The organism is Schlegelella aquatica (assembly GCF_026013905.1).
In the GTDB taxonomy this organism is placed as follows: domain Bacteria; phylum Pseudomonadota; class Gammaproteobacteria; order Burkholderiales; family Burkholderiaceae_C; genus Caldimonas; species Caldimonas aquatica.
Genome location: NZ_CP110257.1, coordinates 1,791,005 through 1,814,624, shown reverse-complemented (window position 1 = coordinate 1,814,624; position 23,620 = coordinate 1,791,005). Strand labels below are relative to the sequence as shown.

21 protein-coding genes are annotated in these 23,620 nt (G+C 68.6%); 14 read left to right on the top strand and 7 right to left on the bottom strand.

Going from position 1 to position 23,620, the window contains the following annotated elements; translation table 11 throughout:
* Positions 1–334: 334 nt before the first annotated feature.
* The 3 genes from phaR (at position 335) to OMP39_RS08190 (ending at position 3,661) form a co-directional block, all read left to right on the top strand.
* Positions 335–916, top strand: coding sequence for a polyhydroxyalkanoate synthesis repressor PhaR (gene phaR / locus OMP39_RS08200; RefSeq protein ID WP_264891268.1), 582 nt, complete (start codon positions 335–337; stop codon positions 914–916).
* Between the two features lie 59 nt (positions 917–975).
* The gene (gene rimO, locus OMP39_RS08195) at positions 976–2,388 is read left to right on the top strand and encodes a 30S ribosomal protein S12 methylthiotransferase RimO (protein ID WP_264891267.1); all 1,413 of its coding nucleotides are present in this window, start codon (positions 976–978) and stop codon (positions 2,386–2,388) included.
* 85 nt (positions 2,389–2,473) lie between these two features.
* Entirely contained in the window at positions 2,474–3,661 is a 1,188-nt protein-coding gene (locus OMP39_RS08190) for a PLP-dependent transferase (RefSeq protein ID WP_264891266.1), read from the top strand.
* A gap of 114 nt (positions 3,662–3,775) precedes the next feature.
* Here OMP39_RS08190 and smpB read toward each other — a convergent pair whose 3' ends face one another.
* Positions 3,776–4,240: an SsrA-binding protein SmpB gene (gene smpB / locus OMP39_RS08185; RefSeq protein ID WP_264891265.1), complete on the bottom strand. Its 465-nt coding sequence runs from the start codon at positions 4,238–4,240 to the stop codon at positions 3,776–3,778.
* A gap of 46 nt (positions 4,241–4,286) precedes the next feature.
* Between smpB and OMP39_RS08180 the strand changes: the two genes are divergently transcribed.
* Positions 4,287–4,736 carry a type II toxin-antitoxin system RatA family toxin gene (locus OMP39_RS08180; RefSeq protein WP_264891264.1) on the top strand — a complete coding sequence of 150 codons (450 nt, stop codon included), beginning with the start codon at positions 4,287–4,289 and terminating at the stop codon, positions 4,734–4,736.
* Positions 4,737–4,738: 2 nt separating this feature from the next.
* A complete protein-coding gene (locus OMP39_RS08175; protein ID WP_264894494.1) occupies positions 4,739–5,035 on the top strand; it encodes an RnfH family protein in 297 nt (98 codons plus the stop codon).
* 34 nt (positions 5,036–5,069) lie between these two features.
* Here the strand turns inward: OMP39_RS08175 and OMP39_RS08170 are convergent, their stop codons facing one another.
* A complete protein-coding gene (locus tag OMP39_RS08170; protein ID WP_264891263.1) occupies positions 5,070–5,579 on the bottom strand; it encodes a DUF4124 domain-containing protein in 510 nt (169 codons plus the stop codon).
* A 234-nt stretch (positions 5,580–5,813) separates the two neighbouring features.
* Here OMP39_RS08170 and guaB point away from each other — a divergent pair, with 234 nt between their 5' ends.
* Positions 5,814–7,286 (top strand): IMP dehydrogenase, encoded by a 1,473-nt coding sequence (gene guaB, locus OMP39_RS08165; RefSeq protein WP_264891262.1) that lies wholly within the window; start codon positions 5,814–5,816, stop codon positions 7,284–7,286.
* Positions 7,287–7,356: 70 nt separating this feature from the next.
* Positions 7,357–8,940 (top strand): glutamine-hydrolyzing GMP synthase, encoded by a 1,584-nt coding sequence (gene guaA / locus OMP39_RS08160; protein ID WP_264891261.1) that lies wholly within the window; start codon positions 7,357–7,359, stop codon positions 8,938–8,940.
* Between the two features lie 317 nt (positions 8,941–9,257).
* On the opposite strand, the gene OMP39_RS08155 is transcribed toward guaA, so the two are convergent.
* From OMP39_RS08155 to OMP39_RS08140, 4 genes are read right to left on the bottom strand one after another with little or no spacing between them, the layout of a single operon-like run.
* A complete protein-coding gene (locus tag OMP39_RS08155) occupies positions 9,258–10,898 on the bottom strand; it encodes a Na/Pi cotransporter family protein (protein WP_264891260.1) in 1,641 nt (546 codons plus the stop codon).
* Positions 10,853–12,199 (bottom strand): SLC13 family permease, encoded by a 1,347-nt coding sequence (locus OMP39_RS08150; RefSeq protein ID WP_264891259.1) that lies wholly within the window; start codon positions 12,197–12,199, stop codon positions 10,853–10,855. The genes OMP39_RS08155 and OMP39_RS08150 overlap by 46 nt, the downstream gene beginning before the upstream one ends.
* On the bottom strand, positions 12,196–13,089 hold the full coding sequence (locus OMP39_RS08145) for a universal stress protein (protein ID WP_264891258.1): 894 nt from the start codon (positions 13,087–13,089) through the stop codon (positions 12,196–12,198). Before OMP39_RS08145 ends, OMP39_RS08150 begins: the two co-directional genes overlap by 4 nt.
* Complete coding sequence (locus OMP39_RS08140; protein WP_264891257.1) at positions 13,086–14,768, bottom strand: cation:proton antiporter; 1,683 nt, start codon at positions 14,766–14,768, stop codon at positions 13,086–13,088. The genes OMP39_RS08145 and OMP39_RS08140 overlap by 4 nt, the downstream gene beginning before the upstream one ends.
* Positions 14,769–15,136: 368 nt before the next feature.
* On the opposite strand from OMP39_RS08140, the gene OMP39_RS08135 reads away from it, so the two are divergent.
* The 7 genes from OMP39_RS08135 (at position 15,137) to OMP39_RS08105 (ending at position 22,701) form a co-directional block, all read left to right on the top strand.
* The gene (locus OMP39_RS08135; RefSeq protein ID WP_264891256.1) at positions 15,137–15,364 is read left to right on the top strand and encodes a hypothetical protein; all 228 of its coding nucleotides are present in this window, start codon (positions 15,137–15,139) and stop codon (positions 15,362–15,364) included.
* A gap of 1 nt (position 15,365) precedes the next feature.
* Positions 15,366–15,944, top strand: coding sequence for a tRNA adenosine(34) deaminase TadA (gene tadA, locus OMP39_RS08130; RefSeq protein WP_264891255.1), 579 nt, complete (start codon positions 15,366–15,368; stop codon positions 15,942–15,944).
* The gene (locus OMP39_RS08125; protein WP_264891254.1) at positions 15,941–16,882 is read left to right on the top strand and encodes an LD-carboxypeptidase; all 942 of its coding nucleotides are present in this window, start codon (positions 15,941–15,943) and stop codon (positions 16,880–16,882) included. Before tadA ends, OMP39_RS08125 begins: the two co-directional genes overlap by 4 nt.
* A gap of 45 nt (positions 16,883–16,927) precedes the next feature.
* Entirely contained in the window at positions 16,928–18,742 is a 1,815-nt protein-coding gene (locus OMP39_RS08120; RefSeq protein WP_264891253.1) for an extracellular solute-binding protein, read from the top strand.
* A gap of 13 nt (positions 18,743–18,755) precedes the next feature.
* On the top strand, positions 18,756–19,796 hold the full coding sequence (locus OMP39_RS08115; RefSeq protein WP_264891252.1) for a microcin C ABC transporter permease YejB: 1,041 nt from the start codon (positions 18,756–18,758) through the stop codon (positions 19,794–19,796).
* 6 nt (positions 19,797–19,802) lie between these two features.
* Positions 19,803–20,969, top strand: coding sequence for an ABC transporter permease (locus OMP39_RS08110; RefSeq protein ID WP_264891251.1), 1,167 nt, complete (start codon positions 19,803–19,805; stop codon positions 20,967–20,969).
* Positions 20,970–21,060: 91 nt separating this feature from the next.
* Positions 21,061–22,701, top strand: a complete 1,641-nt coding sequence (locus tag OMP39_RS08105) for an ABC transporter ATP-binding protein (protein WP_264891250.1) — start codon at positions 21,061–21,063, stop codon at positions 22,699–22,701.
* A gap of 52 nt (positions 22,702–22,753) precedes the next feature.
* Here the strand turns inward: OMP39_RS08105 and OMP39_RS08100 are convergent, their stop codons facing one another.
* A complete protein-coding gene (locus OMP39_RS08100; protein ID WP_264891249.1) occupies positions 22,754–23,572 on the bottom strand; it encodes a hypothetical protein in 819 nt (272 codons plus the stop codon).
* Positions 23,573–23,620 lie beyond the last annotated feature (48 nt).

Below are 23,620 nucleotides of genomic sequence, written 5' to 3'. Positions count from 1 at the left end.
GTGGTCCTTTTGCTGGTGGGAACGGGTGGATTGTGGAGGCCATGAAGGCGAAGGGGACCGCCGTTCGCGAGCCCGTGTCGCCGAACCCCCTGGGCAACATCGAGAGCCGGCACAGGGAACATGGAGGCCATGCGCGTCAGGATGGTTCCTCACTGCCGTGCGCGGGCCTGCGCAAGGGCGGGAATGGACGTTGCCCTGAACCGATGGAATCGGGGCTCGTTTCCTGCCGGGGGCCGCTCATTCCCCTGGGGAAACCCTCGGGCAGCCGCCGCCGCGCCCCCACCTAGAATCAATGAGCTGTGCGCCTGTGCGGCGCACCTGCTGGAGAAGATTCATGGCCCAAGCGAAATGCGATCACACGGGCGACGAGGCCCCATCGCACGCCATTCGCACCCTCAAGAAGTACCCCAACCGGCGCCTCTACGACACGCAGACGAGCAGCTACATCACCTTGGCCGACGTCAAGAAGATGGTCCTCGACGGCCAGGAGTTCGTCGTGCGGGATGCCAAGACCAACGAGGACATCACCCGCAGCATCCTGCTGCAGATCATCCTCGAGGAAGAGACGGGCGGGGTGCCGATGTTCTCGACGAACATGCTGGCGCAGATCATCCGCTTCTACGGGCACACCATGCAGGGGTTGATGGGTTCCTATCTCGAGAAGAACATCCAGGCCTTCATCGAGATGCAGAACCGGTTCGCCGAGCAGTCCAAGGGCATGTACGACCCGAAGAGCTTCAGCCCGGAGCTCTGGACGCAGTTCATGAAGGTCCAGGCGCCGATGATGCAAGGCCTGATGACGAACTACCTCGAGCAGTCGAAGAACATCTTCGTGCAGATGCAGGAGCAGATGCAGAAGCAGGCCGAATCCCTCATGCCCGGGTTCGGCGGCTTCCCCGGCGCGAACAAGCGCTAGGCGGGCCCCCTGCCGCTTCGAGGGCGGCAGGGCCCCGGATCGGCGAAAATCCGGGGATCATGTCCTCGACCTCCTACGACACTCCGACGGTCGCCCAGTTGCCCGGCGACGGGGCTGCCGCACCCCGTATCGGCTTCGTCAGCCTGGGCTGCCCGAAGGCGCTCACCGACTCCGAGCTGATCCTCACCCAGCTGCGTGCAGAAGGCTACGAGACGTCCAAGACCTTCCAGGGTGCGGATCTCGTCATCGTCAACACCTGCGGCTTCATCGACGACGCGGTGAAGGAAAGCCTCGACACCATCGGCGAGGCACTGGCCGAGAACGGAAAGGTCATCGTCACGGGGTGCCTGGGCGCCAGGACGGGTGAGAGCGGCGAGAACCTCGTTCGCCAGGTGCACCCCAAGGTTTTGGCCGTCACCGGCCCGCACGCCACGCAGGAGGTGATGGACGCCGTCCACCGGCACGTGCCCAAGCCGCATGATCCGTTCGTGGACCTGGTGCCCCCGACCGGCGTGAAGCTCACGCCCAAGCACTATGCCTATCTCAAGATCAGCGAGGGCTGCAACCACCGCTGCACCTTCTGCATCATCCCCTCGATGCGGGGCGATCTGGTCTCGCGGCCCATCGGCGAGGTGCTGGGCGAGGCGCAGCGGCTCTTGGAGGCGGGCGTCAAGGAGCTGCTCGTCATCAGCCAGGACACCAGCGCCTACGGCGTGGACGTGAAGTACCGCACCGGGTTCTGGAACGGCCGGCCGGTGCGCACGCGGATGCTGGATCTGGTCCATGCTCTGGGCGATCTGGCCGAGCGCCATGGTGCCTGGGTGCGGCTGCACTACGTCTACCCGTACCCCCATGTCGACGAGATCGTCCCCCTGATGGCCGAAGGCAAGGTGCTGCCGTATCTGGACGTTCCGTTCCAGCACGCTCACCCCGACGTGCTCAAGCGGATGAAGCGTCCCGCCGACGGCGAGAAGAACCTCGAACGCATTCAGCGCTGGCGGGAGATCTGCCCCGAGATCGTCATCCGCAGCACCTTCATCGCCGGCTTCCCCGGCGAAACCGAAGCCGAGTTCCAGTACCTGCTCGATTTCATGCGCGAGGCCCAGATCGACCGCGCCGGCTGCTTCGCTTACTCGCCGGTGCGAGGCGCTGCCGCCAACGGCCTGCCGGGTGCACTGCCCGACGAGGTGCGCGAGGAGCGCAGGGCGCGTTTCATGGCGGTGGCCGAGGCGGTTTCGACCGCCAGGCTCCAGCGCCGGGTCGGCGCCACGATGCAGGTGCTGGTCGATTCCGCACCGGCCTTGGGCCGCAAGGGCGGGGTGGGGCGCAGCTACGCCGATGCACCGGAGATCGACGGGGTCGTGAAGCTCCTGCCGCCGGAGAAGGCGTCCAAGACCTTGAAGGTCGGCGAGTTCACCAAGGCCCGCATCGTCGCCGCCGAGGGCCACGACCTGATCGCCGTGCCGGTGTGACGGCCGGCACGGCCGCCCGGCCACTGGACGACAGCGCCTCGCCACCCCGTGCGGGCGGTGTGCAAGGCAACCCGAAGGGAGACCCATGAGCCACGACCCCAGCACGGACCTCATCCATCACCCGTACCGTCCGCCGGAGGGCTTCGAGTCGCCCGCGATCGGCGTGCACAAGGGTTCGACGGTGTTCTTCCCCAATGTCGCGGCGATGCGCTCGCGCAGCTGGAAGGACAAGTCGGCCTACACCTACGGCTTGCACGGCACTCCGACCACCTTCACCCTGGAGGAGCGCATCGCGACGCTCGAAGGCGGCCGCCACACGCTGCTGACCAGCAGCGGCCTGCAGGCCATCATGCTGGTCAACCTCTCGCTGCTGCGATCCGGTGACGAGGTTCTGCTGCCCGACAACGTGTACGGGCCCAGCCGCGAGCTCGCGATGCACGAACTCGCCCGCTACGGTATCGGCCACCGCATCTACGATCCGATGGGGGGCGCCGAAGCGCTGGCGGCCGTGATCACCGAGCGCACCCGACTGCTGTGGGTCGAGGCGGCCGGTTCGGTCACGTTGGAGTTCCCCGACCTGCGCGGGCTGGTGCGCGCGGCGCGCGAGCGGGGCGTGACCGTCGCACTCGACAACACTTGGGGGGCGGGCATCGCGTTCCGTCCCTTCGACTTGGGGGAGGGCCTGGGCGTGGACGTCGCCATCCAGGCACTCACCAAGTACCCCTCTGGCGGCGGCGACGTGCTGATGGGCTCCATCACCACCGTGGAGCGGGCGTTGCACGAGCAGCTGATGATGACGCACAGCCGCTTCGGCATCGGCGTCGGGGCGAACGACGCCGAGCTGGTACTGCGCGGCCTGCCGAGCCTCGCGCTGCGCTATCGAGCGCAGGACGAGAGCGCCCGGCGCATCGCCCGCTGGGCCGAGAGCCGGCCCGAGATCGTGCAGGTGCTCCACCCGGCGCTCGCCGCCAGCCCCGGCCACGAGCATTGGCGTGCGCTGTGCAAGGGCGCCGCAGCCCTGGTGTCGCTGGTCTTCCACGAGCGTCACGAATGGCCGGCCGTCGAGCGATTCGTGGACGCCCTGCGAGTGTTCCGGCTCGGCTACTCCTGGGCCGGCCCCGTGAGCCTGGCCGTGCCGTACCGCCTGAGCGCCATGCGCAGCATCGCGCCGCGGTGGAACGGGGCGCTCGTGCGCCTGGCCATCGGACTCGAGCGCACGGAGGACCTGATCGCCGATCTGGAGCAGGCCCTGGCCGCGCTAGGGACCGACTGAGCCCCCGGCGGCGTCCCCGTCCTCGACGCTCAACCCTTCGGATTGGATGAGACTTTGTGTCTCATCAGCCGGCCCTTTTGGCGTTCGCCCAAAGGTCCTCCGCGTCTTCGACGCTCAACCCTTCGGGTTGGATGAGACTTTGTGTCTCATCAGCCGGCCCTTTTCGCGTTCCCAGTCGCGCTTTTTCTCGGTCTCGCGCTTGTCGTGCAACTGCTTGCCCTTGGCCAGCGCGATCTCGGCCTTCACCCGGCCGCCCTTGTAATGCAGGTCGAGCGGCACCAGGGTGTAGCCCTTCTGCTCGACCTTGCCGACCAGGCGCCGGATCTGGTCCTTGTGCATCAGGAGCTTCTTGGTGCGATCGGCCTCCGGGCGCACATGGGTGGAGGCGGTGCGCAGGGCGTTGATGCGGCAGCCGATCAGGAACAGCTCGCCGTCCTTGATGACGACGTAGCCGTCGGTCAGCTGCACCTGGCCGGCGCGGATGGCCTTGACCTCCCAGCCTTCCAGCACGATGCCCGCCTCGAAGCGTTCCTCGATCAGGTAGTTGAAACGGGCTTTGCGGTTTTCTGCGATGGACATGGCGGCAAGGTGAGGGCGAAGTCGCTCACTACAATCCGTGCATTCTATGAAGCACGTCAAGAAGTCGGTTCTGCTCTGGTACTCGGCGCAGGAGATGTACGAGCTCGTGACGCGCGTGAGGGACTATCCGAGCTTCCTGCCGTGGTGTGAGAAGGCCGAGGTGCTGGAGGAGTCGGGCGATCAGATGACGGCACGCCTCACGCTGCGCTACGCCGGTTTGCATCATGCCTTCACCACCCGCAACACCCACGTGGCGGGGCAAAGCGTCGTGGTCACGCTCGTGGATGGCCCGTTCTCGCTGCTCGAAGGCGAGTGGCGCTTCGTGCCGCTCAGCGCGCCTGGCAGCCCGCCAGCCTGCAAGGTCGAGCTCGACCTGCGGTACGCCTTCTCGAGCGCGACGCTCCAGGCCATCGTGAGCCCGGTGTTCGACCGCATCGCCAACACGCTGGTCGACTCGTTCGTCAAACGGGCCGAGCAGGTGTACGGAGCGCGTTGAAGATGCGCGTCGAGGTGCTCTACGCCCCCGGGCCTGGCCAGGTCGACCACGTGGAACTCGACCTCGCCGAAGGTTCGACCGTGCTGCACGCCCTGAGGGCCAGCGGCGTGCTCGAACGGCACCCCGAGATCGACCTTCAATCGCACGGCGTGGGGGTCTGGGGACGTGTGCAGCCGCTCGACAGCGCGCTGCGGGAACGTGACCGCGTCGAGATCTACCGGCCGCTGGTGGTGGACCCGAAAGAGGCGCGGCGCTTGCGCTACCGGCAGCACAAGGACAAGCGGCCGCGCTCGCGGTGAGCGGGCGGCGCATCAGGCTCGCTGTGCGGCGGGGCTACTTGCAGTCGCTGGCGATCACCTGACGCGTGCGCTCGGTTTCCTTCGCGCGGGCCGCGTCGTCCAGGATCTCTCGCTCGCCCTTGTCGTTGGTGCGGGCGATCCTCATGCCGCTTTCCAGGGACTGAAGGTAGCTGCGGGCACGGGCGCAGTTCTCGGCCCGCGCCTTGGCGAGCTTCTCCTCCTCGGCGCGCCGCTTGGCTTCCTTCTCCTGCTCTTCCTTCTTCTTGCGTGCCTCGAGTTCCTTGTCCACCGCGGGCGCGGCCGGCTTGGCGGGGGCGTTGCCCTCGGCGGCCGAGGCGACGGGCGCCGGCGCAGCGACGCGCAGCGTTCCGTTCGGGCGCTGCAGGATGTCCTTCTCGGGCACCGAGGCGGGCGGCGGCCGGTCGCTGTACTGCACCTTGCCGTTGGCATCGCGCCACTTCCATTGCGCGGCGGCCGGCAGGCTCACCGCGAGGCCGATCAGCAGGGCGAGCCAGGCGCGCAGGCGAGGTGAGACGTTTTTCATGGCGGCGCAGTGTAGCGGCGGGGGCAGCGACCACGAAGGGTACCGTTTCCAGACGGGCGGCGAGCGTGATCAATGGCACGGTTTCGCGAGCCGTGTTGCGACCGCGATGGGCACCGCAGCGTGCCGCACCCGACAGGGCGCAGCCCGGCCTGCGCACGCAGACGGAGCCTGCGGGAGCGCCTGCGTCAGCGGGGTCACTTCCGTATAATCCGCTTTTGCGTCTGGAGCTTCCCAATGCGCCTGCTCGGTAAAGCGCTCACCTTCGACGACGTGTTGTTGGTGCCGGCGTTCTCCCAAGTCTTGCCTCGCGACACCTCCCTCGCGACCCGCCTCTCCCGCAATATCACCCTGAACCTGCCGCTCGTGTCCGCCGCGATGGACACGGTGACGGAATCCCGTCTGGCGATCGCCATCGCACAAGAGGGCGGCATCGGCATCGTTCACAAGAACCTGCCCCCCAAGGCGCAGGCGGCCGAGGTGGCCAAGGTCAAGCGCTACGAGTCGGGCGTGCTGCGCGACCCCATCACCATCACGCCCGACATGCCCGTGCGCGCGGTGAAGGAGCTGTCGCAGCAGCACGGCGTCTCGGGTTTCCCGGTGCTGGAAGGCAAGACGGTGGTCGGCATCGTCACCGGGCGGGACCTGCGCTTCGAGACGCGGCTGGACCTGCCGGTGCGCGAGATCATGACGCCGCGCGAGCGGCTCATCACCGTCAAGGAAGGCGCCTCGCTCGAAGAAGGCAAGGCCCTGATGCACAAGCACAAGCTCGAGCGTGTGCTGGTGGTCAACGACGCCTTCGAGCTGCGCGGCCTGATGACCGTCAAGGACATCACCAAACAAACCAACTTCCCGAACGCGGCGCGCGATCCCCACGGTAAGTTGCGCGTCGGTGCCGCGGTGGGTGTCGGCGAGGGCACCGAAGAGCGCGTGGACGTGCTCGTCAAGGCGGGGGTCGACGTGATCGTGGTGGACACCGCCCACGGCCACAGCAAGGGCGTGCTGGACCGCGTGCGCTGGGTCAAGCAGCACTACCCGCAGGTGGACGTGATCGGCGGCAACATCGCGACCGGCGCGGCCGCGCTTGCGCTGGTCGAAGCGGGCGCCGACGCGGTCAAGGTCGGCATCGGCCCGGGTTCCATCTGCACCACCCGCATCGTCGCGGGCGTCGGCGTGCCGCAGATCACCGCGATCGACAACGTGGCGAAGGCACTGGCCGGCACCGGCGTGCCGCTGATCGCCGATGGCGGCGTGCGCTACTCCGGCGACATCGCCAAGGCCATCGCGGCCGGCGCCCACGCGGTGATGATGGGCGGCATGTTCGCCGGTACCGAGGAAGCCCCCGGCGAGGTGATCCTGTACCAGGGCCGCAGCTACAAGAGCTACCGGGGCATGGGCTCGATCGGCGCGATGAAGGCCGGCTCCGCGGACCGCTACTTCCAGGAGAACGACGAGGCCGCCAATCCGAATGCGGACAAGCTCGTGCCCGAGGGCATCGAAGGCCGCGTGCCGTACAAGGGCTCGGTCGTGGCCATCTTGTTCCAGATGGCCGGCGGCTTGCGCGCGGCGATGGGCTACTGCGGCTGCGCGACGATCGAGGAGATGCGCAGCAAGGCCGAGTTCGTGGAGATCACCTCGGCGGGCATCCGCGAGAGCCACGTCCACGACGTACAGATCACGAAGGAAGCGCCCAACTACCGCGTCGAGTAACGCCACCCTCGCGACGCAACCAGGCAGCACCCGGTGCTGCCTTTTGCATTTCTCAGGACAGGACCACCCCGTGCACGACAAGATCCTCATCCTCGACTTCGGCTCCCAGGTCACGCAGCTGATCGCCCGGCGCGTGCGCGAGGCGCATGTGTATTGCGAGATCCACCCCAACGACGTGGGCGAGGCCTTCATCCGGGAGTTCAACCCCAAAGGCGTGATCCTGTCGGGCAGCCATGCGAGCACCTACGAGTCGCACGAGCTGCGCGCGCCGCAGGTGGTGTTCGAGCTCGGGGTGCCGGTGCTGGGCATCTGCTACGGCATGCAGACGATGGCCGAGCAGCTCGGCGGCAAGGTGGAGTGGAGCGACCACCGCGAGTTCGGCTATGCCGAAGTGCGCGCGCACGGCCACACCAAGCTGCTCGAGGCGATCGAGGACTTCTCGACCGCCGAGGGCCACGGCATGCTCAAGGTGTGGATGAGCCACGGCGACAAGGTCACCGTGCTGCCGCCGGGCTTCAAGCTGATGGCCTCGACGCCGTCGTGCCCGATCGCCGGCATGGCGGACGAAGCGCGCCGCTTCTACGGCGTGCAGTTCCACCCCGAGGTCACGCACACCCTCAAGGGCCGCGACATCCTCAACCGCTTCGTGCTGCAGATCTGCGGCGCCAGGCCCGACTGGGTGATGGGCGACTACATCGCCGAGGCGGTCGAGAAGATCCGCGCGCAGGTCGGCGACGAGGAGGTGATCCTCGGCCTGTCCGGCGGCGTCGATTCGAGCGTGGCCGCGGCGCTCATCCACCGCGCCATCGGCGACCAGCTCACCTGCGTGTTCGTCGACCACGGCCTCTTGCGCCTGAACGAAGGCCAGATGGTGATGGACATGTTCGCGCGTAACCTGGGCGTCAAGGTGGTGCACGTGGACGCGAGCGAGCAGTTCATGGGGCACCTCCAGGGCGTGACCGACCCCGAAGCCAAACGCAAGATCATCGGGCGGGAGTTCGTTGAGGTGTTCCAGGCCGAGGCGAAGAAGCTCACCCGCGCGAAATGGCTCGCCCAGGGCACCATCTATCCGGACGTGATCGAGTCGGCCGGCGCCAAGACCGGCAAGGCCACCACGATCAAGAGCCACCACAACGTCGGCGGCCTGCCCGAGACGCTGGGCCTCAAGCTGCTGGAGCCGCTGCGCGAGCTCTTCAAGGACGAGGTGCGCGAGCTGGGCGTCGCGCTCGGTCTGCCGCACGAGATGGTCTACCGCCATCCGTTCCCCGGGCCGGGGCTCGGGGTGCGCATCCTGGGCGAGGTCAAGCGCGAGTACGCCGACCTGCTGCGCCGGGCCGACGCGATCTTCATCGAGGAGCTGCGCAACACAGTGGACACGGCCAGCGGCAAGAGCTGGTACGACCTCACGAGCCAGGCCTTCGCCGTCTTCCTGCCCGTCAAGAGCGTGGGCGTGATGGGCGACGGCCGCACCTACGACTACGTGGTGGCCTTGCGCGCCGTGCAGACGAGCGACTTCATGACGGCCGATTGGGCCGAGTTGCCCTACGGCCTGCTCAAGCGCGTCTCCAGCCGCATCATCAACGAGGTGCGCGGCATCAACCGCGTGACCTACGACGTGTCGTCCAAGCCGCCGGCCACGATCGAGTGGGAGTGAGCCAGAATGGCTCGACAGCGTCAGGCGACGTTCGGCGGATCGCAGAATCTTGACGTGACAAGGGTTCGAACTCAGACCGGTTCATCGACGTTCGTCGTCGACGACGGCCAAATGACGGTATCCATGACGGGCTTTGGGCTGCCACGCTGAAGTTGCTCGCAACGTGCCGTCAGACGGTCCACGGTATCGGGTGCCGGTATCGGTGAGGCCCACATGTCGGTCGTACGACGCCTGGGCGAGTCGGTCGGCGCGAACCCTTCTCGGGCCCGCTCGCTCACAGAGCTGGAACTCAAGACCCTGCGTGGCGCCGATGAAGGTCAGTCTGATGGGGTTCCTCCTCCGGCGATCCGCCGCCGTGCCTTATGAAGTTGCTGGGCGGCCCGGCGCAGCGCACTGCACCGGCGCAATGCCTGCTCCATGTCGGCCAGTGCCAGGCGAGCGTCGGCACCGGCGGCCAGCAATTGCGCCTTGAGGTCTTCGTAGCGGGCCTCCATCATGCCCAGGTCGGCGTCGAGGCCAGCCAGATCCACCGGCGCGGCCGGATCGCAGCGACGAAGCAAACCCTCGGCTGCTTCGGCAAACGCGGTCGCCGCGGCGGCTAGGCGTTCGTCGACCGGCCCCAGCGAGGGCAGCGTGGCGGCGGCCATGGCCTGTTCGGCAGCGGCTTCGTGGTACCGCTCGATGCGCAGCAGCTCGGCCAGCCGTGCACTGGCCGCCTGCGACATCGATGCACTGCGCAGACGCTCCACAAAGCGTTCGATCGCGCCGTCGAGGCTCGCCAGGATCGTGTGATCGGCCTTCAGTGCGGCCGCATCCGCGCCGGCCAAGGCGCTTCCGGTCATGCGCAGAGCGACCTGCCCGGCTCGTGCCACCTCGCGTGAAAGCGCGTCGAGCGCCAGCGTGGGCACGGCGAGCACGGTGTCGTCAAGGAACTGCGGCTGGGCCTCGTCTTCCTCGCGCGCGCGAAAACGCTTCTGCAGCCAGCGCGTCAGCCGCTGCGCCAGCGGCCACATCAGCAGCACGCCGATCAGGTTGAAGGTGGTGTGGAACAGGGCCAGCTGTGTGGCAGGGTCGGGCGGCAGACCGAGTGCTTCTCGTGCCCGGCCCAACACCCCGATGAGCCAGGGCAGGAGCAGCAGCGCGACCACCCCGGTGCCTAGATTGAAGACCACGTGCGCCGATGCAGCGCGGCGGGCGTTCGGCGTCGCTCCGATGGCCGCCAGCAAGGCCGTCACCGTGGTGCCGACGTTGGCGCCGATGACCACGGCCGCCGCACCCTGGGGGCCGATCAACCCGCCCTGTGCGGCGGTGAGGGTGATCGCCATGGCCGCGCTGGAGGACTGCATGAGTACCGTCATCAGCGCGCCGATGCCGAGTTGCGCCAGCACGCCGAGCGGCCCGTCGCCTTGCGGCATGCTGATCTGGCCGGCCAGCCCGGCGAAGGCCTGCTGCAGCAGGGCGATGCCCATGAACAGCAGCCCGAAGCCTGCGAGCGCGGTGCCGATGGCGCCGCTGCGCCGATCCTCGCCGGTCAGGCGCAACAGCGCACCCAGGCCGGCCAGCGGCATCGCCAGCAGCTCGACCTTGAACTTCAGGCCGACCAGCGCGACGACCCAGCCCGTCATCGTGGTGCCCACGTTGGCGCCGAACAGCACCCACAGCGCCGGACCGAGTGCGAGCAGGCCGGCGTTCACGAAGCCGATCGCCGCCACGGTGACCGCGCTGGACGACTGCACCAGGGCCGTGACCAGCAGCCCGGAACCCAGCGCGTGGACCCGCGTGCGCGTGGCGCCGGCCAGGATCCGGTGCAGGGCAGGGCCTGCGGCCAGTTTCAGGCCATCGGTCATCAGGCCCATGCCGAGCAGGAACAGGCCCAGCCCGCCGACCATCGTGCCGAGGGCCGGCAGGTCCATCACGTGAACACCCAGGCCGCCACGGCGGTGATGACGACGATGCACACGCCGTTCAGCACCAGACCGCAGCGCATCATCGTCGCCTGCGGCACCTCTTCGGTGGCGTAGACGATGGCATTCGGCGGGGTGGCCACCGGCAGCATGAACGCGCAGGACGCCGACACCGCGATGGCTGCGGCGAACAGTGGCGGTGGCAAACCCAGCGACGCTGCCACGCCCATGAAGATCGGCACCAGCAATGCGGCCGATGCCGTGTTGCTGACCAGTTCGGTCAGGAAGACGACGAAGGCCACCAGGCCCAGCAGCAACAGCAGCGTCGGCGCATCCTGCAGCGCTGCGGTCAGCGCGCCGGCCATGAACCGGCTGGCGCCGCTGCTGGCCATCACCTCGCTCAGCGCCAGTCCGCCACCGAAGAGCAGCAACACACCCCACTGGGTGCGCTGTTCGATGTCGGGCCAGCCGATGGCGCCGCTGGCCACCAGGGCGACGATCGCCGCCAGGGCGATGGCGCTGTCGATGTCCGCCGCGATGCCCAGTACTCTGCCCAGCGGTGCCGCGCCGATCCAGCCCACGGCCGTTAGGCCGAACACGACCAGGGTGATGCGCTGCGCACGGGTCCATGGCAACGACGGTGCGTCCTCTGCGGGAATCGCCGCTTGGGCGCCCAACCGGGGCCGCAGCATCAGGAAGAGCACGCCGACCATCAGCGGCAGCAACAGCAGCACCAAGGGCATGCCGGCGCGCATCCACTCGGCAAAGCCGATGCCGGCCTGGGCCGCTGCGATGGCGTTCGGCGGGCTGCCCACCAGAGTCCCGATGCCCCCGATGCTGGCGCTGTAGGCCACGCCCAGCAGCACGAAGGCACGCTCGGCAGGACCGTCATCGTCTTGCAGCAAGCCCCGCGCCAGCGGCAGCATCATCGCGGCCGTCGCCGTGTTGCTGATCCACATCGAAAGCAGCGCCGTCAGGGCGAACAGGAGCGCCACGGCGGCGTCGCGTCGACCTGCGGCCAGTCGCAGAACGGCTACGGCCAGGGCCCGGTCCAGGCCCTGGCGCTGCAGGGCCGCAGCCAGCGCGAACCCGCCCAGGAACAGGAAGATGATCGGGTGCGCGAACGACGCCAGCGCCGTCCGCAGGTCCATCAGCCCAGCCAGCACCGCAAGCAGCGGCACCAGCATGGCGGTGACGCTCAGGTGCAGCGCCTGCGTCATCCACAGGGCACCGATCAGCACGAACAGCGCCAGCCCGGCACGCAGTGCGTCAGGCGGCGGGGCACTCCCGTACACGAGTGCCGCCAGCGCCAGACAGCCGAGCGTGCGCAGCAGTGGTCCCGACGGCCACGTCATGCCTCGCGCACCGTGGAGACCAGCACATCGGTGCTGCCTTCAGCGAGCACGTGCTTGCTGACGCTGCCCAGCAGCAGGTCTTCGGTGGCCGACTGGCCGTGCTTGCCGAGCACGACCAGGTCACAGTCCTTCTCCTGCTCGTGTTCGACGATGCGCTGCGAGGCATCCCCTTCGACGATGCAGGGCTCCCAGTCGCCGGACTTGAGGCCACTGGCGGCGGCCAGCGCATGCACCCGCTGGGTGGCATTGGCGCGGGCCTGTTTTCGGTAGCGGTCGATGGTCGCGGCATCGACGCCGGCGAAGTGCAGCTTCTCCTCGAACGGCACCTGGTAGGCGTTGAACAGCAGCAGCCTCGCGTGCGGCGCCACCCGGCGCGCCAGCGTGACGGCATGCGCCGACCAGGGTGAGAAATCCAATGCCACCAGCACCCGGCGGTAGGGTTCGTGCGGCGTCTGCCGCACCACCAGCAGGGGCCGCGTGGTGCGCCGAAGCAACCGTTCGGACGTGGTGCCCAGCACCAGCCGGCGCAGGAAGCCGGCGCCGCGCGCGCCGAGCACCAGCAAGGCGGCATCCAGCGCCTCGGCCTCATGGTTGATTTCGTCGAGCACCGAACCGCTGACATGGACTGTCCGCGGGGTGACGTGCCGGTGCCTCTGGAGTTCCGAGGCCAGTGCGCGAAGCTCCCGCTGCGCATCGTCGTTCAGTTGCTGCTCCACGACGTGGCCGGTGCCGAGCCATTGGCGAAGTTCCTGCAGCGCGCCGCCCGGCAGCACGTGCATCAGCGTCAGCGACGCGCCGGTTGCGTGCGCCACGCGTGCGGCACGGTGCGCGGCATGGCGGGCCGGGGCAGAGAAGTCGGTGGCGGCGAGGATCGGGCCAAGACGATTCATGGGGCCTCCCTGTCGGGCGTGCGGCGCGCGGCTCGGATGAGTTCACTCAGGTGCTCGACGGCGTAGTCCACCGCGTTGCGCACCGGGTAGAGCACGATCGGGACACCGGCGCGCTTGAGTGCAGCACCCGTGGCATCGTCGCGCGCCACGATGGCAAGATCCCCGCCGTAGCCGCGCTCGGTGAGGGCATGCAGCAAGAGCCGGTTGGACGCGAGGTCGGGCATGGTGCTCACGACCCAGGGTGTGCGCGCCAAGGGCAGTGTCTCGAGGAACTCGGGATCCTGGGCATCGCCGAATCGCACATCCAGGCCGTCAGGTGCAGGCACCTGCGTGACTTCAGGGTCGAAGTCTACACCGAGCACCCGCACGCCTGCTTCCTCCAGCTTCTGCGCCAGCCGTCGCCCGTAGCGGCCCAGGCCGATGACGATGGCATCGGGAGCGGCAATGGCGGCCGGCTCGCCGCCGGCTTCGCGTTGTGGATGACGGCGCTCGAAGATCCGCAACCACGGCGCGAGCCGCTCGTACAGGGGCTGTGCGTACAGGATCATGTAGGTGGACGCCGTGATGGTTACCAGGCCCACGAGCGTGGTCAGGCTCAGCGCCTGCACGCCCACATGACCCAGCGTGATGCCCATGGCCACGAAGACGATGGAGAACTCGCTGATCTGTGTCACTGTCAGCCCGGCCATGAAGCCGGTGCGCCGCCGGTAGCCCATGAAGCCCATGATGGCCATCACGATCAGCGGATTGCCGATCAGCACGAACAGCGACAGCACGATCGCCGGCACCACTTCGGCGCCCAGCGCCGAGAGTTCCAGCCTGGCGCCCAGGTCGATGAAGAAGAACAGCAGCAGGAAGTCGCGGATGCCGGTCAGGCGGGCGTTCATCGCCTCGCGGTAGCGGGTGGAGGCGAGCGAGAAGCCGGCCAGGAAGGCGCCGGCCTCCTTGCTGAACCCGGCCCATTCGCCTAGCGCGGCCAGGGCCACGCCCCAGGCGACGGCGAACACGAGCAGCAGTTCCTGCGAGCGCGCCATCGCCGCCACCAAGGCAGGCAGCACCCAGCGTATCAGCATCCACATCGCGGCGGCGGCCGCGGCCAGGCGCCAGCCCAGCGACAACACCACGGCCGTCCAGCCCGGGCTGTCGCCGCCGGGATCGCCGCTGCCGGCGCCTCGCAGGGCGCTCATCGCCATCATCGCGATCACGACCGCCAGGTCCTGCACGATCAGGAAGCCCACCGCGACGCGGCCGTGCAGGCTGTCGAGCTCGCGCTTGTCGGACAGCAGCTTGACGATGATGATGGTGCTGGAGAAGGTCAGCGCCACGGCGACGTACAAGGCCTCCATCGGGCCCTTGCCCAGCGCCAGGATCAGCGCGAAGCCGATCACGATGGTGAATGCGAGCTGGCCGAGGCCGGTGACCAGCGCCACAGGCCCGATGTGGCGGATGTGGTGCAGGTCCAGCTTCAGCCCCACCGCGAAGAGCAGCACCGTCACCCCGACCTGGGCGAGCAGGTCGATCGGGTCGTGCGCCGACACGAGCCCGAAGCCGGCGGGTCCCACCGCGATGCCCACGACGATGTAGGCGATCAGCACCGGCTGGCGCAAGCGCACGAAGGCGGCGCCGGCCAGCGCGCCGATCATCAACAACAGGGCGAACTCCGAGAAGGGACCGTGCATGGGGTGGCGTTGGCGATGCTGAGCGTCGATGGGACGAAGCGATGATCCGACACTTCGCCGCGATGCCTCAAGCAAGATTGCGCGAACGTTCCTGCGATCAGGTGCCGATAGTCAGAGGCATGGGCGGAGTCGGCGAGGCTCTATAGTGATGGCGGAGTGGGGGGAGTCCCAGGCGGCTCGTCATGTCCAGACGGTGTTTCAGACGGTGAATGTCCAAGTTGGCCCTGTGTCTCCCTCGGGGGGCATCATCGAGTGGGAGTGAGGCCGCGAGGCCGGCCGATCGGTGGCCGTTCGTCCCAGACGGGCGGCGCGGAAAGTTCGGCCGGGCGGTGTTACAAAATCGCCACCCGGATTCCTTCATCTGCGTCATGCGCGCCTTGTTCAGTCTCGCAACTCTGATCGTGGTGGTGGCCGCCCTCGCCCTTGCGGCCAAGAAGCAGCTCACTTCGGTGGCGGTACCGGCTGTCCCGAGCATGACGGTGGGCTCCGGGGCCGGGGCCGGCACGCAACCCGCTTCCCTCCAGGGGCAACTGCATCAGTTGCAGCGGGACGTGAGCCAGGCGGTGCTGTCCTCCACTTCACGCGCAGAGCCTTGAGATGGCGTCGGCCCCGCTCATCACCCCCACCGACGAATACGCGATGCGCCTGGCACTCGACCAGGCGCACAACGCCTGGATCGTGGGCGAAGTGCCCGTGGGCGCGGTGATCCTGCGCGACGGTCAAGTCGTCGCCACGGGCTACAACCGCCCGATCACCGAGCACGATCCCACGGCCCATGCCGAGATCGTCGCGCTGCGCCATGCGGCGCAACTGCTGGGCAACTACCGGCTGCCCGACTGCGAGCTCTATGTGACGCTCGAGCCCTGCGCGATGTGCGCGATGGCGCTGATGCATGCGCGCTTCAAGCGGGTGGTTTTCGGTGCGTACGACCCCAAGACGGGTGCGGCCGGCTCGGTGGTGGACCTGTTCGCGCAGCCTCAGCTGAACCATCACACGCAGATCGTGGGCGGCGTGATGGCCGAGGCTTGCGGCCGACTGCTGCGCGACTTCTTCGCCGAGCGGCGCGCCCTGCACCGCACACGTCGCCAGCCGGTCCAGCCTTCGATGTTCGAGGAAGCCGACGCCCCGATTCCGACGGGCGAGGTGCGCGAACTGCCTCCGGAGACCGAGTTTTGACCCGACGAACCCCCCCCGATCACCGGCTGGACCCCGCGGATGCCCGTCCGTGGAGGCTCACGATCTTCTCGCCCTCGGGGGTGGTGGCCGACACGGCGGCGCTGCGCCGGGCGGCCGCCCGTCTGCAGGGGCTGGGCTTCTCGGTCAGCCTGGACGCCTCGGCGCGCGCACGGCGCCAGCGGTTCGCCGGGGAGGACGAGGTCCGACTGGAGGCCATCCATCGCGTGGCGGGCAGCGGAGCCGACGTGGCCATGGCGAGCCGGGGCGGGTACGGCCTGCACCGTTTGCTGGATGCCATCGACTACGAGGCGATGGCGCGCAGCATCGAGCAAGGGACGCGGTGGGTGGGCCACAGCGACTTCACCGCCTTGCAGCTGGCATTGCTGGCCCGCTACCCCAAGCTCGTGACGTATGCCGGGCCCATGGCCTGCTTCGACTTCGGCGCGGAGGCCCCCGACGAGGTGACCGAGGCCTGCTTCCTCGAAGCGATGGGGGGCGAGCTGGAGGCGGTGGGTTTCCGCACCGCCGAGGGTTTCGACGGGCTGGAGGTGACCGGGCCGCTGTGGGGCGGCAACCTCACGGTGCTGACCTCGCTGCTCGGCACCCCCCATTGGCCCCGGATCCGCGGGGGCCTGCTCTTCCTGGAAGACGTCAACGAGCACCCCTACCGCATCGAGCGTCAGCTGCTGCAATTGGCCCAGGCGGGGGTGCTGCAGGCGCAGAAGGCCGTGCTGCTCGGGCATTTCACCGAGTTCCGCAAGTCGCCGCTGGACCGCGGCTACTCGCTGCGCACGGTGGTGGAGTACCTGCGACGCCGCGTGGACCGCCCCATCCTCACCGGCCTGCCGTTCGGGCACGTGGCCACCAAGGTCACGCTGCCGCTGGGTCGCAAGACGCAGCTCGTGGTGCAGGGTCGCGACGCCTTCCTGGCCTGGTGACGCCGCACGCGTCGACGACGGGGCGGAATTGTGCAGAATCGCCCCATGATCCGTCTGCTCGCGAAAGCCTGCGCCGTGGCGGGGCTGCTGGGGGGGCTCGCGCCTGCCTGGGCGGCTCACGCGTATGCCCAGTTCGGCGACATCAAGTACCCGCCGGGTTTCGCCCACTTCGACTACGTCAATCCGGCCGCGCCCAAGGGCGGCTCGATCGTGCTGGTGCCGCCCACCCGGGTGAGCAACTTCGACAAGTACAACCCGTTCACGCTGAAAGGCATCGCGCCGCCGGGTCTCGACGGCCTGGTGTTCGAGTCGCTGCTGACGCGCAACTTCGATGAGCCGACCACCGCCTACGGCTTGCTGGCCGAGGACGTGGAGGTCGCCGCGGACCGGCGCTCGGTGACGTTCCGTCTGCGTCGCATCGCGCGCTTTCACAACGGCGACCCGGTGCTGGCGCAGGACGTGAAGCATTCGTTCGAGATGCTGACGAGCAAGCAGGCCGCGCCGCAGTTGCGCAGCTACTTCTCGGACATCGAGCGGGTGCGGACGGTCGACGATCGCACGGTGATCTTCGAGTTCAAGCGCGTCAACGCGGAGCTGCCCCTGATCGCGGGCGACATGCCGGTGTTCAGCCGCAAGTGGGGGGCCGGCAAGCCGTTCGACGAGATCGTCACCGACATCCCCATCGGCAGTGGCCCGTACAAGATCGGCAAGGTGAACTTCGGCCGTGACATCACTTACGTGCGCGACCCGCAGTACTGGGCCCGCGACCTCAACGTGCGGCGAGGCATGTTCAACTTCGACCGCATCACCTTCCAGATCTACAAGGACAACACCGCGCAGCTCGAAGGCTTCAAGGCGGGCGAGTTCGACTACATCCAGGCCTTCATCGCGCGCGAATGGGCGCGGCAGTACACCGGCCCCAAGTTCGCCTCGGGCGAGCTGGTCAAACGCGAGCTGCCCCACGGCAATGCGGGGGACTTCCAGGGGTTCATCTTCAACACGCGGCGCGAGAAGTTCAAGGACCCGCGCGTGCGTGAAGCCATCGGCCTGGCGATGGATTTCGAGTGGATGAACCGCCAGCTCTTCTACAACGCCTACACGCGCGTGCGCGGCTACTTTCCCTCCAGCGACTTCGAAGCCAAGGGGCTGCCGGGGCCGGACGAGTTGAAGCTGCTGGACCCGCTGCGTCCGCACCTGGACCCGGCCGTGTTCACGCAGGAAGTTCCACAGCCGCCGAGCACCCGTCCGCCGGGCAGCCTGCGCGCCAACCTGCGGCGCGCCAAGCAACTGCTCGCCGAGGCGGGGTGGACGTACCGTGACGGGGCGCTGCGCAACCCGCAGGGCGAGGCACTCACGCTGGAGTTCCTCGACGAGTCCGCCTCGATGGGGCGCGTGGTCACGCCCTACATCGGCAATCTGGCCAAGCTGGGCATCCAGGCCAGCTACCGCGTGGTGGACTTCGCGCTGCTGCAAAAGCGCCTCGATGTGTTCGACTTCGACCTCATCAGCCTGCGGCTGCGCGGCTCCGAGGCGCCGGGTTCCGAACTGCTCGACCGCTTCGGCTCCCAGGCGGCGGACACCGAGGGGTCGAGCAACCTGATCGGCGTGAAGAGCCGCGCGGTCGACGCCCTGATCGAGCACGTGATGTCGGCCACGACGCGGGCGGAGCTGGTGGCCTCGCTGCGCGCGCTGGACCGGGTGCTGCGTTTCGGCCACTACGTGGTGCCGCACTGGTACTCGAGCACCTACCGCATTGCCTACCGGGCCGGCCGTTTCGAGCAGCCGCGAACGATCCCGCGTCACTACCCGCCCGAAGGCTGGGTGCTGAGCACCTGGTGGGCGGCGCCGGGCAACCGGTGAAGGAGGGCGTCGCATGTGGGCCTACATCCTCAAGCGCCTGTTGCTGATGATCCCCACGCTGCTGGGGGTGCTGCTCGTCACCTTCGTCGTGATCCAGTTCGTGCCCGGCGGGCCTGTGGAGCAGATGGTGGCCCAGCTGCAAGGGCGCAGCACCGGCGGCGAGGGGGCCGCCGCGGCCGGCGCGGCCTACCGCGGCCGGCAGGGCGTGGATGCGAAGCAGATCGAGGAGATCAAGGCGCTCTACGGTTTCGACAAGCCGGCGCACGAGCGCTTCTGGCGGATGCTCGTCTCGTTCGCCCGCTTCGACCTCGGGCGCAGCTTCTTCCACCACAAGGACGTGTGGGAGCTCGTCAAGGAGAAGCTGCCGGTGTCCATCAGCCTGGGCCTGTGGACCTTCTTCCTCACGTACCTGATCTCGGTGCCGCTGGGCATCGCCAAGGCGGTGCGTGCGGGCTCGCGCTTCGACACCGTCACCAGCATCCTGGTGCTCGTGGGCTACGCCATCCCGGGGTTCGTGCTCGGGGTGCTGCTGTTGGTGCTCTTCGGCGGGGGCAGCTTCCTGGCCTGGTTCCCGCTGCGCGGGCTCACCTCGCCGAACTGGGAGGAGCTGAGTCTGTGGGGCAAGGTGGTGGACTATCTCTGGCACATCGCGCTGCCGGTCACGGCCAGCGTGCTGGGCAGCTTCGCCGTCGTGACCATGTTGACCAAGAACGCCTTCCTCGAGGAGATCCGCAAGCAGTACGTGCTCACGGCCCGCGCGAAGGGGCTGGAGGAGCGGCGCGTGTTGTGGAAGCACGTGTTCCGCAACGCGCTCATTCCCATCGTCACCGGCTTTCCGGCAGCGTTCATCGGCGCGTTCTTCACCGGCTCGTTGCTCATCGAGACGCTGTTCTCGCTCGACGGGCTGGGCCTGCTGAGCTACGAGTCCGTGATCCGGCGCGACTACCCGGTGGTGCTGGGTACGCTGTACCTTTTCACCCTGATCGGCCTGGTCACCAAGTTGATCTCGGACCTGTGCTACGTGTGGGTGGACCCGCGCGTCAAGTTCGACTGAGGAGCCATGACGATCGCAACGCCCTCGGGCCCCTTGGCAGCCGCTGCCCCGACCGCCCCGGCCCCTTCCGTGTCTCCCGCTCGTCGCGCGTGGCTGCGCTTCAAGCGCCGGCGGCTGGGCTACTGGAGCTTCGTCATCTTCTGCGTGCTGGTGGTGCTGAGCCTCGGCGCGGAGCTGCTGTCCAACGACAAGCCCCTGGTCGTGAGGTACGAGGGGCAGTGGTACTTCCCGTTGATTCACAACCCGCCCGAGACGGTGTTCGGAGGCGACTTCGAGACGCCGACCGACTACCTGGACCCGTTCATCCACGAGCAGCTCCAGCGGGGTGACAACTTCGCGGTCTACCCGCCCAATCCGTATCACCACGGCACCATCAACTACTTCGCCACCGAGCCGAACCCCGCGCCGCCTTCGTCGCAGAACCTGCTGGGCACCGACGATCGCGGGCGCGACGTGCTGGCGCGTCTGCTGTACGGCTTCCGGATCTCGGTGCTCTTCGCCTTGGCGCTGACGGCGATCGGCGTGGTGCTCGGGGTGGTGACGGGGGCCATCCAGGGCTACTACGGCGGCCGCACCGACCTTGCGTTCCAGCGCTTCATCGAGATCTGGGGGGCGATGCCGGAGCTGTACCTGCTCATCATCTTCTCGGCGCTCTTCAGCCCGAGCATCACGCTGCTGCTCGTGCTGCTCAGCCTGTTCGGCTGGATGGGCTTGTCCGACTATGTGCGTGCCGAGTTCCTGCGCAACCGCCAGCTCGACTACGTCCGGGCGGCCCGGGCGCTGGGACTGTCCAACTGGCAGATCATCTGGCGGCACATCCTGCCCAACAGCCTCACGCCGGTGGTGACCTTCCTGCCGTTTCGCATGAGCGCGGCCATCCTCGCGCTCACGTCGCTCGATTTCCTCGGGCTCGGTGTGCCGCCCGGCACGCCCAGCCTCGGCGAGCTGCTGGCCCAGGGCAAGAACAACCTGGACGCCTGGTGGATCTCGCTGTCCACCTTCGCGGTGCTCGTCATCACGTTGCTCCTTTTGACCTTCACGGGCGACGCGCTGCGCGATGCGTTGGACCCGCGCACGCCCGACGACCCCAAGGCCGGGCGCCGCCGTGCAGCGGAGCTGTCGCCGCCCGGGGTGGCGGTGTCCGCGACGGCCAAGCCGGAGGTTCGGCGATGAAGCGGGCGCCGGCGAGCTGGGAGAGGGCGTGGGAGGCCGCCCGGGCCGCGGCGATCGCACGGCGAGGTGGGCTGATGGGAGGAGCCAGGCGATGACGACGATCTCGGAGCACATGCCGCCGTTGCTCGACGTGCGCGGGCTGCGGGTGCGCTTCGGCGAGCACGAAGTGGTGCACGGAGTGGACCTGCAAATCTGGCCTGGGCAGAGGCTCGCGCTGGTGGGCGAGTCGGGGTCAGGCAAGACGGTAACGGCCTTGTCCTTGTTGCGGCTCGCGGCAGGGGCGGAGGTGACGGGGCAGGCGCTGCTGTACCCGAGAGCGGGCGATCGGGAGCCGGTGCGCGATCTGCTCGGCCTCGGGGAACGCGACCTGCGTGCCGTCCGGGGACGAGACATCGCGATGATCTTCCAGGAGCCCATGACAGCGCTCAACCCGCTCTATCCGGTGGGCGACCAGATCGCCGAGGTGCTGCAGCTCAAGCACGGACTGACGCGCAGCCAGGCGTGGCAGCGGGCGATCGGGTTGCTGCAAGACACCGGCATCCCCGAGCCCGCCCGGCGCGCCAGGGCCTTCCCGCATCAGCTGTCGGGGGGGCAGCGCCAGCGCGCGATGATTGCCATGGCGCTGGCCGGCGAGCCGCGGCTCTTGCTCGCCGACGAGCCGACCACCGCCCTGGACGTCACGGTGCGACAGCAGATCCTGGAACTGCTCGCGCAGTTGCAGGCGCGCACCGGCATGGCGGTTCTGCTCATCACGCACGACTTGAACCTGGTGAAACGCTTCGCTCAGCGCGTCGCGGTGATGGAGAACGGCCATCTGGTCGAGCAAGGTCGGGTCGAAGATGTCTTCCGTGCGCCCCAGCATCCATACACGCGCAAGCTGATCGACAGCCGCCCGGTGCGCGACGTCGACGAGCCTGCGGGCGGCGAGGTGCTGATGCAGGCACAAGGGTTGAAGGTCTCCTACCCGGTGCCCGTCCCCGGACTCAAGGGCTGGTTCCGCAAGGGGCGCTTCGAGGCGGTGAAGGGTGCCCAGGTGCGTCTTGCTGCGGGGCGCACGCTGGGCGTGATCGGAGAGTCGGGCTCCGGCAAGTCCACTCTCGCGCTCGCGGTGCTGGGCCTGTTGCCGAGCGAGGGTGAACTGGAAGTCTGCGGCGGCCGGTGGGCCTACCGGCAAAGTGCGGATCGACCGTTGCGTCGGCAATTGCAGGTGGTCTTCCAGGACCCGTTCTCGTCGCTTTCGCCGCGCATGACCGTGGGCGAGCTGGTGGGTGAGGGCCTGCGTGTGCATGCGCCGGAGCTCGACGCGCAGGCACGGCGGGCCCGGGTGGCCCAGGCACTGGCCGACGTCGGGCTCACCGAGTCGCAGTTCCCCGGGCTGCTGGACCGCTACCCGCACGAATTCTCGGGCGGGCAGCGGCAGCGGCTGGCCATTGCCCGCGCCCTCGTGGTGGACCCGCGCGTGCTCGTGCTGGACGAACCGACCAGCGCATTGGACGTCACCATCCAGCAGCAAGTGCTGAGGCTGCTCCAGCGATTGCAGCGGGAGCGGGGCCTGGCCTACCTGCTCATCACCCACGACGTGGACGTGATCCGCGCGATGGCCCACGACGTGATCGTCATGAAGGACGGCGAGGTGGTCGAAAGCGGCCCCGTGGAGGACGTGCTCGAGTCGCCGCGACATTCCTACACGCAGCGGCTGGTCGCCGCAGCGCTGCCGGAGGACGCCCTCTGAGTGCCAAGGCCCGGCCCTGGCCAGGCCCAGTCCGGCCACGCCCACCGCGAGCCTAGGAGGTGTGGGCCTCGGAACTGGCGCGCGCTTCCTCGCGCGCCAGACGGTCCAGGGCCTGGCACACCTCGTCCAGGCGGCCGCTCACCACCGCACGCCGTCGATCGTGCGGGTCCTGCCGCACGCGCACGCGCGGCTGCGCGTCGCCCAGGTGCAGGGGCGCGGGCGGAAGCGCAATGTCGGCCTGCCACGCGAGTTGCAGGGTGCGCCCCAGGGGCCGGTTGTCCGTGCGCACCTGCACCTGCGCACCTCGGACGCCCGGGCAGAGCAAAGCCAGCCTCGCGTCCGCCCACAGGTCGTCCCACCGTGCAAGGCTGGGGCGCACCACGCAGACCCATGCACCGGTGCGTCGGGCCAGCCGGCGCAGGCGCCGCACCCCCGCGGCCGGAGCTTCCAGGGCCCACACCAGGAGCAGTGCCCTGCGGCCTTGCCGAGCGAACCAGCGGTCGGCGGCGTCGCAGGCGGCTTGCCACTCGGCCGCCGTGCGCAGCGCCGGAAGGATGGTGGCCCCGTGGTTCTGCTCGCCGCGTGCCCCGGAGGGGTGAACGTCTCCCGACACGCACCAGTCTGCGGTGACGCAGGAGGGCAGGGGACTGCTTGGCGGCAGACCGAGGAGTGCGACGGGGTGGCCGCAGACAGTGGCGTGGCGAAGCAGCGGCCAGAGCAGCGGGATCTCCGTCCACCCCGGGTGTGGAGAGCACACCTCGACCACTTCGCCGGCCTGCCAGCCGCCCGAGGGCAAGGCCTCGTCCAAGGCCGTCCAGCCGGTCGGCACGGGGGCCGTGCCCCCCGTTGCCTCCTCGGTGCGGGGCCGCATGCCCATCCACTCACCGAGCCGGCGCACCAAGGCTTGCGGCCAGCGAAG

Bases quoted from the DNA above. Each gene is read 5' to 3' on its own strand.
- phaR (WP_264891268.1), top strand. From the start codon at position 335: ATGGCCCAAGCGAAATGCGATCACACGGGCGACGAGGCCCCATCGCAC.
- rimO (WP_264891267.1), top strand. From the start codon at position 976: ATGTCCTCGACCTCCTACGACACTCCGACGGTCGCCCAGTTGCCCGGC.
- OMP39_RS08190 (WP_264891266.1), top strand. From the start codon at position 2,474: ATGAGCCACGACCCCAGCACGGACCTCATCCATCACCCGTACCGTCCG.
- smpB (WP_264891265.1), bottom strand. From the start codon at position 4,240: ATGTCCATCGCAGAAAACCGCAAAGCCCGTTTCAACTACCTGATCGAG.
- OMP39_RS08180 (WP_264891264.1), top strand. From the start codon at position 4,287: ATGAAGCACGTCAAGAAGTCGGTTCTGCTCTGGTACTCGGCGCAGGAG.
- OMP39_RS08175 (WP_264894494.1), top strand. From the start codon at position 4,739: ATGCGCGTCGAGGTGCTCTACGCCCCCGGGCCTGGCCAGGTCGACCAC.
- OMP39_RS08170 (WP_264891263.1), bottom strand. From the start codon at position 5,579: ATGAAAAACGTCTCACCTCGCCTGCGCGCCTGGCTCGCCCTGCTGATC.
- guaB (WP_264891262.1), top strand. From the start codon at position 5,814: ATGCGCCTGCTCGGTAAAGCGCTCACCTTCGACGACGTGTTGTTGGTG.
- OMP39_RS08150 (WP_264891259.1), bottom strand. From the start codon at position 12,199: ATGACGTGGCCGTCGGGACCACTGCTGCGCACGCTCGGCTGTCTGGCG.
- OMP39_RS08145 (WP_264891258.1), bottom strand. From the start codon at position 13,089: ATGAATCGTCTTGGCCCGATCCTCGCCGCCACCGACTTCTCTGCCCCG.
- OMP39_RS08140 (WP_264891257.1), bottom strand. From the start codon at position 14,768: ATGCACGGTCCCTTCTCGGAGTTCGCCCTGTTGTTGATGATCGGCGCG.
- OMP39_RS08135 (WP_264891256.1), top strand. From the start codon at position 15,137: ATGCGCGCCTTGTTCAGTCTCGCAACTCTGATCGTGGTGGTGGCCGCC.
- tadA (WP_264891255.1), top strand. From the start codon at position 15,366: ATGGCGTCGGCCCCGCTCATCACCCCCACCGACGAATACGCGATGCGC.
- OMP39_RS08120 (WP_264891253.1), top strand. From the start codon at position 16,928: ATGATCCGTCTGCTCGCGAAAGCCTGCGCCGTGGCGGGGCTGCTGGGG.
- OMP39_RS08115 (WP_264891252.1), top strand. From the start codon at position 18,756: ATGTGGGCCTACATCCTCAAGCGCCTGTTGCTGATGATCCCCACGCTG.
- OMP39_RS08110 (WP_264891251.1), top strand. From the start codon at position 19,803: ATGACGATCGCAACGCCCTCGGGCCCCTTGGCAGCCGCTGCCCCGACC.
- OMP39_RS08105 (WP_264891250.1), top strand. From the start codon at position 21,061: ATGACGACGATCTCGGAGCACATGCCGCCGTTGCTCGACGTGCGCGGG.
- OMP39_RS08100 (WP_264891249.1), bottom strand. From the start codon at position 23,572: ATGCGGCCCCGCACCGAGGAGGCAACGGGGGGCACGGCCCCCGTGCCG.